This window comes from Peribacillus sp. Bi134, assembly GCF_918698065.1.
Classification (GTDB): Bacteria; Bacillota; Bacilli; order Bacillales; family DSM-1321; genus Peribacillus.
The window spans coordinates 244,825-261,911 of sequence record NZ_CAKKLN010000002.1 but is presented as its reverse complement, the minus strand read 5'-3'; the positions used below and the strand labels follow the sequence as shown (position 1 = coordinate 261,911).

General features: G+C 41.9%; 15 protein-coding genes. 1 reads left to right on the top strand and 14 read right to left on the bottom strand.

Annotated features, from left to right (window positions below):
* Positions 1-349: 349 nt before the first annotated feature.
* From LQ188_RS04235 to ssb, 7 genes are all read right to left on the bottom strand, one after another.
* On the bottom strand, positions 350-4,087 hold the full coding sequence (locus LQ188_RS04235; RefSeq protein ID WP_230176127.1) for a S8 family serine peptidase: 3,738 nt from the start codon (positions 4,085-4,087) through the stop codon (positions 350-352).
* Positions 4,088-4,293: 206 nt separating this feature from the next.
* A complete protein-coding gene (locus LQ188_RS04230; protein ID WP_101223804.1) occupies positions 4,294-5,196 on the bottom strand; it encodes an ABC transporter permease in 903 nt (300 codons plus the stop codon).
* 12 nt (positions 5,197-5,208) lie between these two features.
* Complete coding sequence (locus LQ188_RS04225; protein WP_230176126.1) at positions 5,209-6,213, bottom strand: ABC transporter permease; 1,005 nt, start codon at positions 6,211-6,213, stop codon at positions 5,209-5,211.
* Between the two features lie 115 nt (positions 6,214-6,328).
* On the bottom strand, positions 6,329-7,945 hold the full coding sequence (locus LQ188_RS04220; protein ID WP_101223806.1) for an ABC transporter substrate-binding protein: 1,617 nt from the start codon (positions 7,943-7,945) through the stop codon (positions 6,329-6,331).
* A 42-nt stretch (positions 7,946-7,987) separates the two neighbouring features.
* Positions 7,988-8,956: a dipeptide ABC transporter ATP-binding protein gene (locus LQ188_RS04215; protein WP_230176125.1), complete on the bottom strand. Its 969-nt coding sequence runs from the start codon at positions 8,954-8,956 to the stop codon at positions 7,988-7,990.
* Positions 8,937-9,941: an ABC transporter ATP-binding protein gene (locus LQ188_RS04210; protein ID WP_157831068.1), complete on the bottom strand. Its 1,005-nt coding sequence runs from the start codon at positions 9,939-9,941 to the stop codon at positions 8,937-8,939. Before LQ188_RS04210 ends, LQ188_RS04215 begins: the two co-directional genes overlap by 20 nt.
* A gap of 464 nt (positions 9,942-10,405) precedes the next feature.
* The gene (gene ssb / locus LQ188_RS04205) at positions 10,406-10,768 is read right to left on the bottom strand and encodes a single-stranded DNA-binding protein (RefSeq protein ID WP_101223809.1); all 363 of its coding nucleotides are present in this window, start codon (positions 10,766-10,768) and stop codon (positions 10,406-10,408) included.
* A gap of 360 nt (positions 10,769-11,128) precedes the next feature.
* On the opposite strand from ssb, the gene LQ188_RS04200 reads away from it, so the two are divergent.
* On the top strand, positions 11,129-11,563 hold the full coding sequence (locus LQ188_RS04200; protein ID WP_101223810.1) for a YwpF family protein: 435 nt from the start codon (positions 11,129-11,131) through the stop codon (positions 11,561-11,563).
* A 114-nt stretch (positions 11,564-11,677) separates the two neighbouring features.
* Here LQ188_RS04200 and LQ188_RS04195 read toward each other — a convergent pair whose 3' ends face one another.
* From LQ188_RS04195 to spoIIID, 7 genes are all read right to left on the bottom strand, one after another.
* On the bottom strand, positions 11,678-11,965 hold the full coding sequence (locus LQ188_RS04195) for a hypothetical protein (protein WP_230176124.1): 288 nt from the start codon (positions 11,963-11,965) through the stop codon (positions 11,678-11,680).
* A 289-nt stretch (positions 11,966-12,254) separates the two neighbouring features.
* On the bottom strand, positions 12,255-12,683 hold the full coding sequence (gene fabZ, locus LQ188_RS04190; protein WP_230176123.1) for a 3-hydroxyacyl-ACP dehydratase FabZ: 429 nt from the start codon (positions 12,681-12,683) through the stop codon (positions 12,255-12,257).
* 129 nt (positions 12,684-12,812) lie between these two features.
* Positions 12,813-13,067, bottom strand: coding sequence for a DNA-directed RNA polymerase subunit beta (locus LQ188_RS04185; protein ID WP_101223813.1), 255 nt, complete (start codon positions 13,065-13,067; stop codon positions 12,813-12,815).
* Between the two features lie 163 nt (positions 13,068-13,230).
* Positions 13,231-14,073, bottom strand: a complete 843-nt coding sequence (locus LQ188_RS04180) for a flagellar hook-basal body protein (protein WP_230176122.1) — start codon at positions 14,071-14,073, stop codon at positions 13,231-13,233.
* Between the two features lie 53 nt (positions 14,074-14,126).
* Entirely contained in the window at positions 14,127-14,966 is an 840-nt protein-coding gene (locus tag LQ188_RS04175; protein ID WP_101223815.1) for a flagellar hook-basal body protein, read from the bottom strand.
* Positions 14,967-15,244: 278 nt separating this feature from the next.
* Positions 15,245-16,246 carry a rod shape-determining protein gene (locus LQ188_RS04170; RefSeq protein WP_101223816.1) on the bottom strand — a complete coding sequence of 334 codons (1,002 nt, stop codon included), beginning with the start codon at positions 16,244-16,246 and terminating at the stop codon, positions 15,245-15,247.
* Positions 16,247-16,553: 307 nt separating this feature from the next.
* Positions 16,554-16,826: a sporulation transcriptional regulator SpoIIID gene (gene spoIIID, locus LQ188_RS04165; RefSeq protein WP_034315767.1), complete on the bottom strand. Its 273-nt coding sequence runs from the start codon at positions 16,824-16,826 to the stop codon at positions 16,554-16,556.
* Between the last annotated feature and the right edge of the window lie 261 nt (positions 16,827-17,087).

The following is a 17,087-nucleotide window of genomic DNA, read 5'->3' as shown; positions in this document are numbered from 1 at the left end:
GGTTTCATTCCATATTAAAAGGTAAAAATTCATGAAGGATAACCAAGTCTTCTTTTTATAATCATGGTTCGGGGTAGTCCATTCGGAACCCCCTTTTTGTACGAAGAAAAGCAAGTTTGCCTACAGTATTATTTTAGTAAACACTCCAGTTGATTGGAGCGGGTGTACAAGACTCATGCGGGAATGGCGTGTCCAAGGCGCAACGAGCGCCGAGAGCGGACCGCCCGCTGAAAGCGAGTGCCCTACATCCCAACCAATGTTCGAATTGTACAAACCCTCAAAAAACTGTAGGTACAAATCAAGTATGTCTACAAACTGAAGCCCTCTTGGGTAAGAGGGCTTCCTTTCGTTATTTTTTTGCTTTATTGATGTTAAAGGATTTCTTCATTTCATTTCCTGCAAGATCGGTCACCTTAAACTCAATCTTATTGTTGCCTGTTTTAAGCGGCAGTTCCAAATCCTCTATCTTCTTCTTATAGGCACGCATTTTGTATGGTTCCTTGAATTCATGATAGAATACTTCGCTTCCGTTCAGGTAAAGGCGGATTTCATCGAAATTATCTTCCACCGTCACGTCCACTTTTGGATTTTTCCCTTTGGCTCCCACAGTTTTCGGTACACCCTTCACTTTTAAACCTGGCTTTGTTGCATCGACCATAATCGTCCGTTTAAAGGAAACCGTGTTATCCCATTTATCTGTTGCTTTAACAGTGAAGCTTTGAACACCCTCTTCAAATTTCTTTTCATATGAGAATTCATATTTGTTATTCGCCTTGTTATACGTTGCAGGTACCGTTTTATTGTCGATTTTAAACTCCTTTATTTCCGACGCTTCTTCAATTTCCCCTGTTATTTTGATTTTATTTTTATTGTTCACGCTCAAGGCTTCAGGACTCTTGATCTTTACAGCTGGTGCATGATTATCGATTGGAGCTGAATCACTGGCTAATTCAGTTTCAGCCGTTTTTTCATTACCTGCATAGTCAATTGCCACAACCTGAACCTTTTCCCCTTTTACATCAGGTAAAGTGAATTGCTTCGCATTCGCCGGGAGCGGCTCTTCCATGATGGATGCTCCATCGACTTGTACATCGTAATAAGCAAGTCCTGAACCATTCAAATTATCCTTGCCTTGGATGGTTAATACATTGCCTTTTTTCGAAATTTTGACTGTCGGCTTTACCGTATCGATTTTGATAGGCATTTTAAACGTCTGCCATTTTGCGCCCTCGTAATCTATCATCGCTTTGATTTCAAAATAATAGACCCCATCCTTAGCGAGTGCATTATTGATTTTACCGTCCCATTTACGAGCCGGATCAAGGGTATACGCGGTCCCTTGTCCGCCATCATAATAGTCCTTGCGTACATTATTCTCAGTGCGAAGTTTCCGGATTGATTTGTTTTCACCATTTAATATATTGTATTCTACCTTTTTCGCATTCCTTAAGAATGATAGGACAGGCACGAAGTCATCCTGTGCACCATCATTATTTGGGGAAATCGCAATATTTTTGCCATTGAATGTTTTCCCCGCAGGGTCATAGCCAAGATAAGTGAAATCTTCACCCGCTGTAGAAACTCCACCTGCCATGCCATAGAAGGACCCTTTATCATATTTAGTGCCATCCAGGATAGGGGCTTTGTCCCACTCCCCTTTAAACCCTACATACGGTACATTCAGTTCCGGATTCGTATCGGCAGGATCCTTCAATGAAATGAACCCTTCAACAAAATATCCGTTTGGAAAGACCTCGTCAATGTCTACAAGAGTCTGAAGGTCATCACCGAGTACCTTTGCATCGGATATGTCAACTTTCACTTCGAATGTAACCGATTTTTTTGCGGGAACGGTAATCTTATTTGTGCTTTTATTATTGATTTTAATCGAAGCGTTCTTAATTTCCTGTGCTTCCAGTTCGTTAGCGGTATAACCGAGTTGTCCCTGGATTGCATAGTCTGTTTGGATATTACCTTTTACATCATACTTGACCGCTTTGTTGCTGAAGTTTTCAACCTTTAAAGTAAAGGCGAACTTATTGCCGATCTCCTTCATTGCAACCTTCGCTTCTTTCGTGAATGCCTCGGTCACGACAGCAGGTGTGGACAATGCGGATTGCAGCTGCATGACCCCGGCTCCCTGCCTGCGAGGCGAGTAAGGGTTTTCCCAGTCAAGGGCTTTATTGACGACACCTTGATCCGCTAGTGGTTTTGAAGTATTCATCATCAGGTTCTTCGCTAAATTTGCCCGGGCAGAACCATTTAATTTAAATTCTTTATCCACTCTTTCAAGAACAAGTGCCGAGCCGCCGGAAACATGTGGTGCCGCCATCGAAGTACCACTCATCATTCCATATTCATCGTTGTTCAGCGTCGAATAAATTTGTCCTCCCGGAGCAGTGATTTCCGGTTTAAAATCCAGGTTTGGTGCGACTCCCCATGAACTGAATGAGCTCATTTTCCCTGCTTCTGGATTTACAGCTTTTGTTTTATCACCATTAAAGGTAATCTTCACCTTTTCTCCATCCGTTAAGGCCGCTTTCAGCTTTGCACCATCCGATTTCAACATGAACAGCTGGGGAATGGTGATGCTTGGATCTGTGGCCATGGAAATATATCCGTCAGCATTATTGTAAATAATGACTCCTGTCGCACCTGCTGCCTGGGCATTTTGCGCCTTTTCTATAAAAGAAAGCGTGCCGCGTTCGATGAGGGCTAACTTGCCTTTAACATCCACTTTGGAAAGCTCCTCTGGCGTCCCAAGACCTGCAGCCACCAAGTCATGTGTTTTTTCCTTTAAAGTATTGGGATGTACGCTTGAAGCCGACATGAACGGAGCTTTCCCTACTTGTCCGTTTATATCATAAGTCGCTGCATCCAAATCCATATAGTTATTCTCTACCGACGCCACTTGTACAGAATCGTATGCAAGTCCAGGTGAACCTGAAACGCCAATATCCGGGTTCGACGCTGATGGGTTTGCAAATCCATTTCCAAAATGTGCTGAGTTTCCTGCTGAAATCGACATGAGGATCCCATTATCAACAGCCCTGGATACCGCCTGCTGCTCCGGATCTTCTGCAGATACAAAACCTGCAGTGGAGCCAAGGCTCATATTCAACACATCCGCCCCAAGGATGATGGCATCGTCAATTGCCTTGATATATATATCGCCCCATGTTGTCTGCATGTCGGGATCATTCCCGAAGACCTTTAAAGCAAGCAGCTGGGCTTCAGGAGCAACCCCTTTAATGCCGCCATTCTCTTCATCTCCATTGGCACCGGCTGTACCTGCTACATGCATTCCATGCATTGACGCCCCTTCACCAAGATCAAGGATTTCTTCATTTTCATCCATGTAATTGTATCCATAAGGAACCTTCGCCGTATAATAATTGCCTAATAGATGGTTAGATTCCTTCATTCCGCTAATTTCATTTTCAGTCAGTTCTGCCTTATTATCATTATTCAGGACCATATCACGGTGAGATGGGTCGATTCCAGTATCGATAATCCCGACGACCATCCCTTCCCCTTTATATCCATATTCCCGCCAAGCTTCCTGGGCTTGGACTAGTTCTTTACTATAAAGCATTTCGGGTTTTTCTACAGGACGTTCATATTCATTCGCAATATGTACTTCAGCAACTTCCGGCATGGCTTCCACCTTTTTGATTTCACCATACTGAAGTTCACCGCTGAACCCATTGACGACTGTCGTAAAACTTTCAAGCTCCTTGAAAGCTATTTTTTTCTCTTTCACCTTTTTTTTCAATTTCTTCTGATTAGCTAGCTTTTCGGACTTTAATTGTTGTTTCTTATTTTTCGATAACTGTTTAAAAAGTTTCCCTTCCTTCGAAGCTGTTTCTATTGCCGGGGCTTCCTTCATCTCTACGATGACCCTGACCTTCTCATTGCTTTTGTATTTCTTATCCAAATCATTTTTCTTCAGCTTTATAATACTTTCCTGATTCTTCTTACCTGCACCGCCCGAACCTGCCGGGGGGTCTGGGAGCTTGGCTGCGGAAACGCTTGCAGTAAATACTAATAGAAAGATTGCTAGAATGGACAAGCTACGTTTAATCAATGAACTTTCCTCCTCTAAAATAAGCAATTTTTGGAATATTCTTACTGAGTATAAAAGTATCACAACTTTTGGGGTGATTTTAAGAGATAATAGTCACTATTTTCCTATTCCGAACTAGGATTTTGTTATTATTTTTCATATTTTGATAGATTTACAGATAAACGACAAAAAGATGGTGATGTTAATCTAACATCACCCTTTAACTTCTAGTTTTTCATTCTTGGATCCAAAGCATCGCGCAGCCCATCCCCCATTAGGTTAAAGCCGAGTACCGTAAGCATGATTGCAAGCCCAGGGAAAAGAACCGTCCATGGTGCTTGAATGATGAACGCCCTGGAATCGGCGAGCATTTTTCCCCACTCTGGTGCTGGCGGCTGTGCACCAAGACCGAGAAAGCCGAGTGCTGCACACTCAATTATGGCAGTTGCAATCGCTAACGTACCTTGAACGATAATCGGTGCAAGGCTATTCGGAAGGACGTGGTGAAGGAGAATGCGGCCATCCCCCATTCCAATTGCCTTTGCAGCCGTTACATATTCCTCTTCTTTCACCGTTAAGACCCGTGAACGTAAAAGCCGGCCGAATATCGGGACATTGACGATGGCTATGGCGATAAGTGCGTTGCGAAGGGAGGGACCCAAAACGGCAACGACAGCAATGGCAAGCAAGATACTTGGAAAGGCCAGAATAATATCAAAGATCCTCGATATGATCGTATCTATCCACCTGCCGTAATAACCGGCAATGATTCCTAAAAAAGACCCGACCACAACAGATCCGGCAACAGATAAAAAGCCGACCCCTATTGATATGCGCGAGCCATAAATGACCCTGCTCAAAATATCCCGGCCAAATTCATCCGTTCCGAACCAATGCTCCGCAGACGGGGCCAAATGTTTATCACTTAGCTTTTGCCCCTCAAATGAATAAGGTGCTATAACGGGTGCGAAGATGGCGATTAGGATGAAAAATGAAACAATCCCCAGACCCACAAGGGCTACCTTATTTTTCTTAAAACTTTTCCAGCCTTCCTTCCAGGGAGAGATGACTTTTTCCTCTGCCTCTTTTGGAGGAAGGATTGGCGAAGTATTCGTTGCTATTTCAGGCATGAGTTTCCCTCCCTATTTATACTTAATCCTAGGATCGATCGCTGCATACAACAAGTCCACAACTAGATTGATCATGACAAACAAAAAGGCGATGACGAGAATTCCGGACTGTATCACCGGATAATCCCGAGATAGGATTGCATCATAAATATATGTACCGATACCTGGCCACCCAAAAATGTTTTCCGTCAATATGGCGCCGCCTAAAAGTAATCCTGTTTGCAGTCCGATAACCGTCACCACTGGAATCAGGGCATTCTTAAAGGAATGCTTGTAAACAACCCAAAACATTCTCATTCCTTTAGCACGAGCCGTACGAATGAAATCCGATCTCATAACTTCCAGCATGGACGAACGTGTCATCCTTGCAATAATGGCCATCGGAATGGTCGCCAGCGCAATTCCCGGCAAGATGAGATGTTTTATCACTTCGAAAAACTGATCCACCCTGCCCGCCATGAGTGTATCTATCAAATACAGTCCGGTTATGGCCTCAATGGGATCCCTGATATTGTCCCGCCCTGTCGTCGGAAGTAAATCCCATTGAATTGAAATGATATATTGTTCCATTAATCCCAGCCAGAAAATAGGCATGGACAAACCAATCAACGCAATCACCATGGCGACATAATCAAACCATGAGTTTTGGAACCAAGCTGATATAATCCCTGCATTAACGCCTATGACCACGGCGATGATCATGGCGATCAAGGCCAGTTCTATCGTAGCCATGAGGTATGGCCCAATTTCTTCGGAAACCGGACTATTCGTTTTTAAGGAAACACCCAGGTCTCCCTTTAACAGGCCTGATAAGTAATCCCAAAATTGAATGAACCAAGGTTTATCCAGACCAAGTTCCTTTGTCATTGCAGCGACTGCCTCTTCCGTTGCTTGCTGCCCTAAAATTACCTGTGCTGGATTTCCTGGAATAGCCCGGATCATCATGAATACAATAAACGCCATTCCTAGTAACACTGGAATGAGAGATCCTAAACGTCGTACGGTATAGGAAAACAAAACAATCACCCGCCTTTTAAATAAGGGGCCTTAAAAGCGCCCTCGATCATTTTGAAATGCATTCCATAACAAAACCGGGAAGCATGCAAGACTCCATACTACCCGGTTCGTACGGTTAATTTTCTAGAGAAACATTAACAAGGGATTGTGAACCAGTTGGATGTGGAACAAACCCTTTGACCGTCTTAGATCCGGCTAACTGCGGTAAAGAATGTACAAGCGGAACCCATGGAGCTTCATCATGAATGATTTCCTGGGCTTTTCCATACAACTCATTACGCTTGGCTTCATCTGCCGTGGACTGAGCTTCGATCAGCAGTTTATGGACTTCTTCGTTAGCGTAACGGGCATAGTTGTTGGAGCCGATATTATCTTTATCCAATAATGTATAAAGGAAGTTATCCGCATCTCCATTATCGCCTGTCCAGCCCATCATGAAGGATTGGGCTTCACCGGCCTGAACTTTCTCTAAATATGCAGCCCATTCGTATGAAACGATATTCGCTTCGATGCCGACTTGTTTTAGGCTTGCTTGAATGGCTTCAGCCACTTTTTGACCATCTGGCATATATGGGCGCGGTACCGGCATTGCCCATAGGTCCATTTTAAATCCGTCTTCAAGTCCAGCTTTTTTCAGCAGTTCCTTCGCTTTTTCTACATCGTAATCATAGTCTTCGACTTTGTCATTGTAGCCAGAAACGGATGGCGGCATAGGATTCTTGGCAGGCTCTGCTGTGCCTTCATAAAAATTATCAATGATTTCCTTTTTATTGATCAAATGCGAGATGGCTTGACGCACTTCTTTCTTGTCGAATGGTGCCTTCTCAACATTGAAAGCAAAGTACCCGACATTCATGGATGCACGTTCGAATATTTGCAGGTTTTCATCTCCTGTAACTTTACTGATATCACTTGGGTTCAACCCGTCCATCAGGTCGATTTCACCTTTGATTGCAGCATTTAAACGCGCAGAGTTATCTTTAATGACCTTAAACGTGATACCATCAAGTTTTGGCAGTCCATCTTGCCAATAGTCATCGTTTTTCACCACTTCAATCGTATCGCCAGGTTTCCATGATTTGAATTTGAAAGGACCTGTACCAGATGGATTTTTAGTGAAATCGTCACCCTCTTTTTCAATTCCAGCCGGACTGGCTATTGCAAATGTAGGCATGGCAAGGTTTTTCAGGAACGGCGCCTGCGGACGGTTCAAAGTGAATTCCACCGTGCTGGCATCGATCGCTTTTACTTCTTTGATAACATGGCCTTCATCACCTTCAAATCCTCCGAACATGGAGGCATAGTACGCAAATTTACCCTCATCCTTACTTTGTGCCCAACGTTGAAAGTTTTTTACGACAGCATCTGCATTGAAATCCGTACCATCATGGAACTTGATTCCGGTTTTCAATTTGAATGTGTATGTTTTTGCGTCATCGGACACTTCCCATGATTCTGCAAGACCCGGATTGATTTCCGTATCATCTTCCCCATATTTCACAAGCGTTTCAAAGATCTGCTGTGTGACGATGAATGATTCACCATCGGTTACGATGGCTGGGTCAAGACCGACAGCGTCTCCGCCTTTACCGTATATCAATACGCCGCCCTTCGCTTCACTCGATCCCCCTTTACCATCATCTTTCTCTTTTGATGTAGACGAGGAGCATCCCGCAAGCGCTAGTGAAAGAGCAAGGATACCAGTCAGCAATAATGCCCATGTTTTCTTCATATTCTTCCCCCTTATTATTTGCGAATTTATGTATACGTCGTGTCAATTGTATAAATGACAAGCAACGTAGTGACCAGGTTTATGTTCATTCAGAATTGGCTTTTCCGTTTTGCATTCTTCCATCGCCTTCGGACATCTCGTATGGAATGGACAGCCGCCGGGCGGATTTGATGGGCTTGGAACATCTCCCTGCAGGATTACCCTATCCCCCTTGTATTCCACATCCGGGATCGGCACCGCTGATAATAAAGCCTGCGTATATGGGTGAAGCGGATCTTCATAAAGTCCTTCACTTTCCGTCAATTCAACTATATGTCCAAGATACATGACGCCGACACGGTCGGAGATATGCCTTACCACCCCAAGATCATGGGCAATGAACAAGTAGGTCAAATCAAAATCCTCCTGCAAATCCTGCAACAGATTCAAGACCTGGGCCTGGATCGACACATCCAGTGCAGATACCGGCTCATCTGCAATGATCAGTTTAGGGTTGACTGCAAGTGCCCTCGCGATGCCAATACGCTGCCGCTGGCCCCCGCTGAATTGATGAGGATACCTTTTAGCATGGTAACTGCTTAAGCCAACAACCCTAAGAAGTTCCTGTACACGGGATTTTCGTGCCTTTTTATCTTTAACCCCATGAACGATGAGCGGTTCTTCCAATATTTTTTCAATTGTATGCCTGGGATTGAGAGAAGCGAATGGGTCCTGAAAGACCATCTGCATTTCACGGCGCATCTTTCTCATTTCACCGGCAGATAAAGCCGTCAGGTCCTTTCCTTCAAAATAAACATTACCCTCACTTGGCTCAAGCAATCGAAGCAATAATCTTCCCGTCGTCGACTTTCCGCAACCGCTTTCACCGACAAGGCCTAAAGTTTCCCCTTTATAAATGGAAAAAGACAAACCATCAACTGCCTTGACCTCTCCAATGGTCTTTCCCAGAACCCCTCCTTTAATCGGAAAATGCTTCTTTAGGTTTTCTACCTTAACCAATGTTTGACTCATGCAAGGCAGCTCCTTTCCCATCTTCATACAGCCAGCAGCGAACATGCTGACCCTCATCGAATTTCAATAGAGACGGGGTCTCATTTATACATTGCTCCATGGCATGTGAGCATCGAGGGGCAAACTGGCACCCGAGGTTGCTTGTCCCAGGTTTTGGCACATTACCAGGTATTGAGTAAAGGCGCTCTTTCTTTATTCGCATATCCGGAATCGATTGTAGTAAACCGACCGTATAAGGGTGCTTAGGATTTTGGAAAATCGTTTGCACATTTCCTTCCTCTATTACCTTGCCGGCATACATGACAATGACACGTTCACACATTTGCGCAACTACCCCAAGATCATGGGTAATCATCATGATTGCCGTGTCTGTTTCTTTATTTAAATTCTTCATTAATTCTAGAATTTGTGCCTGGATCGTCACATCCAAAGCCGTTGTCGGTTCATCGGCTATTAGGAGTTTCGGCTCACAGATCATGGCCATTGCTATCATGACCCTTTGTCTCATTCCGCCTGAAAGCTGATGAGGATATTCATCGAGCAATTCCTCGGCACGGCCAAGCCCAACCAGCTTCAACATTTCCACCGCTCTTTGGCGGGCCTGTTTTTTGTTCCATTTTTTATGTATCCGAAGCGTCTCAACCAACTGCTCGCCAATAGTGAACACGGGATTCAAGCTTGTCATCGGTTCCTGAAATATCATCGCTATATCATTCCCGCGAATTTTTCTCATTTTCGCTTCAGAGGCATTTGCGATGTTCTCTCCTTTAAAAAGGATTTCTCCCTCCACCTTACCAGCCGGTGAAGAAACGAGACCCATGATGGACAGAGAAGTAACGCTTTTTCCGCACCCCGATTCTCCCACTATCCCTAAAACCTCACCAGGATTGACATGAAAATCGATTGAATTCACGACAGGGATCACCCCATCATCCGTACGAAAACTGGTTTGCAGCCCATTCACCTTAATAATTGGTTCGTCCATCAAATCACTTCCTATATATAACTTTTTTTCCAATTATATTATTGGGTTTATTATTGCATCAAAATTAAAATATTACAATATATTTTCTAAAAATTCTAATTTAACAGAATTATTTTTTATTTTTTCCTATTTACGCACTTTTTGGCACAAAAAAAATGACTGCAAATTTACAGTCATTACAAGAGGGGAAACAGATAAATCGATTTTATTGAGGGTAAATCGGGGTTTCCAGCCGAGGAAGAGGCTATATTAGCTTAGGGGGAATGAATTGATGAAAATGAATTTTATAAATATTGTTGAAATTCTGTACAGTTATTTTTCATTATGGTCATATAAATACTTTTTTTGTTCCCTATGTTTTAAGCATAAAATTGATCGTTCCTATTATTGACGGAATATATCACTAATGTTTTTTTCCACTACTGCATAACAATCTTGCTTCTGTCCTGTCGTCATGCCCAAAACTATAAACCAATATGTTCAAATTCCTTGGGCTTAACATCATTTTGTTTAGACCCAATGAATTGAACCCTCTCGGCGACCACTTCAGTTACATATACATATTTACCCTCCTGATTTTCATATCTCCTTGTTTGTATTCTGCCAGTTATGCCGATTATGGCACCTTTTTTACAATATTGAGCAGTATTTTCAGCAGACTTTTTCCATATGATACACTGTACAAAGTCGGCCTCATAGTTACCGACAGTATTACGAAAGTTCCGGTTGACTGCTAAAGTGATATTGGAAACAGCCTTGCCATCAGGTGTGTGTCTTAATTCGGGATCCTTCGTAAGCCTGCCGACGAGGGTAACTTGGTTAATCATTTTTTCACTCCTTCCTCTTTAATATGCTTTTATCATACTCTTTCTTCCATCGATTAAAAAATGAAGGAAATAGCCTTAATACACCATTTTTCTTCATAAAAAACCGTTTGAAATGATGCAAAACCATTTTTTATTGATTAAAATTAGGTGAAAAACGAATAGTTAACAAAATTAAATATTTTGCAAATTTTTATTCTATCCTTCATAATTTAGACAAATGTTGGGTATTCATTTCATTAAGGAACTTTTTTTTAGTATGATATAATTACCTTTAAAAGGATTTATCGATATGTACTATTTCAAAATTTACGTTTAAGAGAGGTAATTACCGCTCTTTCTTGCAAGAAACGGAGGAATTAGATGAAATCATTTAAATTGATCTCGTTGCAAATTGTAACTGAAAATTTTAACTTGATTGATATTGTATTAACAGATGGATTGATTATAAATAAAGAAAACGACGCTAGATCGTGGTTACTGGAAGCCTTTGTAGATGAAAATCATTTCAAAGAGCTTGAACCTTCACTTCCCGATATAAACGGAGAGGTGTATATCCAGGCCGTCATTACCAACAAGGATAATGAACCGGCTTTGTTTCACACTGTACTACGCACAATAAGAAAAGTCGGCAGCCATTATAGCCTTCTATTCGTTGGTCACATCCAAAAAACACGGAGCAAATATGCAGAACTTCTTCTTGAAGATTTGGTTCAAAAAGGTCTCGTCGGCGATGAATTAATAAATGAGTTCAAGCAAAAAATCCGCTCAAAGCCTAAATTAGCAACCAATAAATAAAAACCTTCCTTTAATTCCCATCCCCTAAACGAATGCATATAAAAAGACTGACTTAGCTGAAGAAGGATATTAATCCTCTTCTTACCTAAGCCAGTCTTTGTCATTCCGTGCTAATTACTTATTGTTGTCGCCTTTTTTCTCAGCGTCTTCAATCAAGTCATCGGCATCATTATCGACGTTATTATCGTTGTTATTATCGTCGTTTTCAAGGATGTCATCATCGTTATTGTTGTCGTTATCAAGCATGCCATCATCGTTATCGTTGTTGTTATCATCTTCAATGATGTTGTTATCTTTTTCTGGAGCGGGATTGTTGTTGTCATCATTATCCGTTCCACATCCAGCAAGGAACATAATAGATAATAAAGATCCCCCAATTAGTGCAAAAATTTTCTTCATCATTTTTGGCAACCTCCCTTCTTTCTTTATCATTAGTTATTTTGCCCGAATGTGAAAATAACTTGCGTCCTATTTTAAATTTAAAAAGAAAATCCTCTAATTTGAATTTAATCATTAAAAAATGCCGGACATAAAAATGTCCGGCATTCAAAGGGAGATAGATAGTTCTTAAAACCGCGCTTGCTTTAAAAAAGCATGCGGCGCTATTTATATACACCGCTTCACGATTCCTTAAACCATTTTTGAAATATATAGTTAAAATACCCCATTTCCCTTTCGCGTAAAATGAATCCTATTTGTCACCAAAAGCAAACATGATATCGGCTTCACATGCTGTTTCTCCATCTACCGTTGCCACTGCTTTCCCTTTACCCATTGAACCTCTCATACGCACTATTTCCACTTCCAGACGCAGCTGATCACCTGGTTTTACTTGCTTTTTAAAGCGGCAATTATCTATCCCAGCGAAAAATGCAAGCCGCCCTTTGTATTCTTCCTGTTTTAAAACGGCTACAGCGCCAACTTGCGCTAATGCCTCTACAATCAAAACTCCAGGCATAACTGGATAATCGGGGAAATGGCCATTAAAGAATTCTTCATTTGCTGTGACATTCTTCAATCCTACCGCTCTTTTCCCTTCATCTATTTCAATGATCCGGTCGACTAATAAGAATGGGTAACGATGCGGAATAATTTCCTTTATTTGTGTGATATCAAGCATACTTTTTCCTCCTATGACTTAAATATTTCAAACATAACGTAAACTCGCCCCTGTCATGAAGACAGAGGCGTAGTTGCCATGTAATATAAATCCGCTAACGACAGCAACTACTTCAAAAAAAACATGGAACTACGCGCCCTTGTTCACTATATCAATAATATGGGTCCATGTGGATTTTTGGAAAACATCCATTGCATGTCCTCCTCCAATCACACTGTATCCTAATAGTGCCCCGGATAATACAGCAATGAAAATCAATCCGATAACAATGAGTAAACGAAGCCAAATCGGTAAAAGACGGACCTTGACTCTACGATTCGGTTTCGCCTCAACTTCCTTTATCTCTTCTTCAATTTGTTGTCTCATTACACGATTTTGTTCCATATAGAATGTGAAAGCTCCTTTTAAGAAAACTCGCCGACTGATTTTCACTATCAGAAATTCAGCAGCTATGCAAAATGATCGGCACGATGATTTCCTTTGTTATGAATTCATTATAACCGATTTGCTCTAATTCCGCAGGGAGACATTTTATTTACCAGATACCTTAACGGATTCCATTGACTAATCCGCTCATTTGATCAGCCATCGTTACCGCTCGCGATTGAAATTGGTAAGACCGCTGAACATTGATTAGATCCGTCATTTCTTTGGAAAGATCGACATTCGAGGACTCCAGAGTGCCTTGTTGAACTGCTGCCTGGTTACGGGAATCCCCTGTTAGTGCAGTCATGATATCGTCTTCAGTAACACCCAAGGAATTGAAGTTTTCGGGCATACCAAGTAAATTTCCGCCTAAGCGGTCAAGAAATTGGGGGTTTTTTACCGAGACGATCCCGAGACCAAAATTCCGTTTTCCATATTCTTCCGTATCCACTATCAATAAACCAGTTTCCGAAATCTTAATGTCTTTAATATTTCCCTCAATGAGGATCGGTTCACCATTTTCATCAAGGACTTTATGTCCTGCAGAGGTAACGAGCAACATTTGGTCGTTACCATTAGGAGATAAATAAAAGGCACCATCCCTTGTTAGCCTTGTATTGACCCCATTTTCACCCTGAACGCTTACTGTGAAGAATTGGTCCTCACGGGTGAATGCAGCATCAAGGTTGCGATCCGTCGTCTTTAAGGGTCCCTGTGAAAGCACCAATTGAGATTGGCTTATCTTGGCACCTGTTCCCTGCCGGATGCCCGGTGTGGTCAACCTTCCTTTTTCCTTGGTCTCACTCGGTTGATTATTGAAACTCTGTGTCAATAAGTCATTGAAGCTCGTTTGGGTCTTTTTGTAGGCAGTCGTGTCCACATTCGCGATATTATTACTTATATGATCGATTTTATTTTGAAGTTGGTTCAGCGTATTCGTCGCCGTCATCATCGTCCGATTCATGGTTTTTCCCCTTACATGTTCAAATTTCCAAAATCATTTTTTCTACTGTTCAATTAAAGCCTGCCAACCTCATTGACTGCTTTATCCAAACTTTTATCATAGGCTTGAAGAACCTTCTGATTCGCTTCAAAAGAGCGGTATGCCGACATCATTTCTGTCATCGTTCTCGATTGGTCAACATTGGAGCCTTCAAGAAAGCCTTGCTTAGTAGAAAAACCGACATCTGCAGCCACGTATGCGCTAGGTAAATCCCCATCATTCACAGCCTTATATAGGCCTTCCCCATCCTTCATGAGCTGTAATGACGGAGCATTCGAATAACCGATGCCCATACGTGCGGTTTGGACATTTCCTTCTAAAATAACACCGTTTTCCGCTACTGTGAACTGATCGCTATCAAGCTTGATCTTTTCATTATTTTCGTTCAATACATAATGACCCGAAGGCGTGGTCAGATAACCTTGCCCATCCAGGGTGAAACTGCCGTTACGCGTATAACGGATAGCACCATCCCCATCCTGGACAGTAAAAAACACCGATCCTTGCCGACCCGTTTCTTCATTGATCGGCAGATTGTCATCAACTAAGGAAATATCCGTATTAAGCTGAGTTTCCTCCAATGTACCCTGGGTAAATAAAGGATTCGCCTCCTGTACGTAAACACCCGTACTGAGCCCTCCAACCTGGGATAAGTTAGTCATGTTCAATTTGTTCTCCGTAGGAACCGTTTTACCACCTATGTTGCTTATGAGCATTTCCGGAAAAGACCTTACGCTCATTTGATCCGCTTTATACCCTGTTGTATTCGTATTGGACATATTGTTTGTGAGCAATTCTGTGCGCCTTTGCTGTGTAAGCATCCCGGAAGCAGCCGTATAAAAACCTCTTAACATCTTCTTCACTCCTCAATCTACATAACTTATTCCGTTCGATTTCTCATATCTATCTTATCGGACATGAACATCAGTATGTTAAGGAAAAGGAAAAGCATTAGGCAGAAGAATTTGTCTATATCGTAGGCAAGGTCAAATTTAAAGGAATGGTGTTAAATTTTCGACTAAAAGAAGAGGGCCTATTGCTCATCAGTACTAGAACTGCACGACTTTCACTATGCCTCACGTTTGTCTGAACCTTAGACCCCTATCTTATGATGCGGATTTCCATCCGCTTTTTAGTTGAATTTGTGCCGTGGCAATTTATCCATATTATCAAGCATGATACCGGTTCCGATTGCTACACAATCCATTGGCTGCTCGGCAACGAGTACTGGGACCTTAAGCTCTTCGGCAAGAAGTAAATCAATCCCGTGAAGCAATGCTCCCCCGCCTGTTAAAATGACGCCGCGGTCGATGATATCAGCAGAAAGTTCTGGCGGCGTCCGCTCAAGTACGCTTTTTGCAGCTTGTACAATGATGGAAACCTGCTCGCGGAGAGCCTCCTCAATTTCTTCTGAATTGACCGAAATGGTTCTAGGCAATCCCGATACCATATCGCGCCCACGGATATCGATGACTTCATTACGAGATCCAGGGAAGACGGTCGCAACCTGGATTTTAATGTTTTCCGCTGTACGTTCACCAATGAGGAGCTTATACTTCCGTTTGACATAATTTAAAATTTCATTATCGAATTTGTCACCGGCCATTTTGATAGAAGAAGATGTAACGATATCCCCCATTGAAAGAACGGCAATATCCGTTGTACCTCCGCCAATGTCCACGACCATATTGCCGCTTGGTTGAAAAATATCCATGCCGGCACCGATTGCAGCCACTTTTGGTTCTTCTTCAAGGAATACTTTCTTTCCACCGCTTTTTTCGGCAGCTTCTTTAATCGCCTTTTGTTCGACACTTGTTATGTTGGTCGGGCAGCAGATTAAAATTCTAGGCTTTGAAAGGAAGCCTTTCACATTCAATGTATTGATAAAATGCTTAAGCATCGATTCTGTTACATCAAAATCCGCAATGACACCGTCTTTTAAAGGTCGGATTGCGATGATGTTTCCTGGAGTACGGCCTACCATTTTACGAGCTTCCTCACCGACGGCAAGAACACGGTTCGTATTCTTATCAATCGCAACTACCGAAGGCTCATTTAACACAATTCCTTTACCTTTGACATGTATAAGAACATTGGCTGTTCCAAGGTCTATCCCAATATCTCTAGCAAACATTTCTTAAATCCTCCTTGAATATCCTCACATATAACCTACTTCTGTCCTAATTGTTTATTTTACCATATTGCATTGACACAAGTAAGTATGAATTATAAATAAACACTAATATAGACTATTATTTCCTAATTTGCCAATATGTAAAAAAATCCGGTGCCTTATGTACTACATTTCCTTATTTCCCCATAAAGAAATCCCGGCATGGAACCGCAACAAGGTTGAGAAAAGAGCTGACACTCACTTTCATGTCCCCTCATTCATTACCCGATTGCCCGATTCACTTCCAATTGCCGGAATGATTCAAGTATCATTTAACGATTTCTTCTTCTCTTTCAGAACGTTTATATTTTAATTTTGTCGCTTCTCCGCCTCTAAGGTGACGAATGGATTTATGATAATCCAATATATCCTTCACTTCGTTAGCCAAATCAGGATTAATTTCTGGCAGCCTCTCAGTTAAGTCTTTATGCACTGTGCTTTTAGAGACCCCGAACTCTTTTGCAATGACGCGGACTGTTTTTCTAGTTTCCACGATATACTTTCCTATCTTGATAGTTCTTTCTTTGATGTAATCGTGCACACCACTCGACCTCCCCAAATTGGATGTGAGAAGTGTGAAATGAGATTCGTATTTTTCGAATCGAATACCGCTGCCCTATAAACAATGAAAGATAGAATTATTCACCTATTAGATAATTTGTAATAAACGATTCCTCACCTCAAACACTCTCTTTGCATGGTTTATAACATCTTATTAGCTTGGTTAAGAATATATGCCTAATGGGACAGGAGGTTTGGATTTATTTATGATTTTCATCTATTTCTTTTCCTTAAGAGCAAA

Bases quoted from the DNA above. Each gene is read 5' to 3' on its own strand.
- LQ188_RS04230 (WP_101223804.1), bottom strand. From the start codon at position 5,196: ATGCCTGAAATAGCAACGAATACTTCGCCAATCCTTCCTCCAAAAGAG.
- LQ188_RS04220 (WP_101223806.1), bottom strand. From the start codon at position 7,945: ATGAAGAAAACATGGGCATTATTGCTGACTGGTATCCTTGCTCTTTCA.
- LQ188_RS04215 (WP_230176125.1), bottom strand. From the start codon at position 8,956: ATGAGTCAAACATTGGTTAAGGTAGAAAACCTAAAGAAGCATTTTCCG.
- LQ188_RS04210 (WP_157831068.1), bottom strand. From the start codon at position 9,941: ATGGACGAACCAATTATTAAGGTGAATGGGCTGCAAACCAGTTTTCGT.
- ssb (WP_101223809.1), bottom strand. From the start codon at position 10,768: ATGATTAACCAAGTTACCCTCGTCGGCAGGCTTACGAAGGATCCCGAA.
- LQ188_RS04200 (WP_101223810.1), top strand. From the start codon at position 11,129: ATGAAATCATTTAAATTGATCTCGTTGCAAATTGTAACTGAAAATTTT.
- LQ188_RS04195 (WP_230176124.1), bottom strand. From the start codon at position 11,965: ATGATGAAGAAAATTTTTGCACTAATTGGGGGATCTTTATTATCTATT.
- fabZ (WP_230176123.1), bottom strand. From the start codon at position 12,683: ATGCTTGATATCACACAAATAAAGGAAATTATTCCGCATCGTTACCCA.
- LQ188_RS04185 (WP_101223813.1), bottom strand. From the start codon at position 13,067: ATGGAACAAAATCGTGTAATGAGACAACAAATTGAAGAAGAGATAAAG.
- LQ188_RS04180 (WP_230176122.1), bottom strand. From the start codon at position 14,073: ATGAATCGGACGATGATGACGGCGACGAATACGCTGAACCAACTTCAA.
- LQ188_RS04175 (WP_101223815.1), bottom strand. From the start codon at position 14,966: ATGTTAAGAGGTTTTTATACGGCTGCTTCCGGGATGCTTACACAGCAA.
- LQ188_RS04170 (WP_101223816.1), bottom strand. From the start codon at position 16,246: ATGTTTGCTAGAGATATTGGGATAGACCTTGGAACAGCCAATGTTCTT.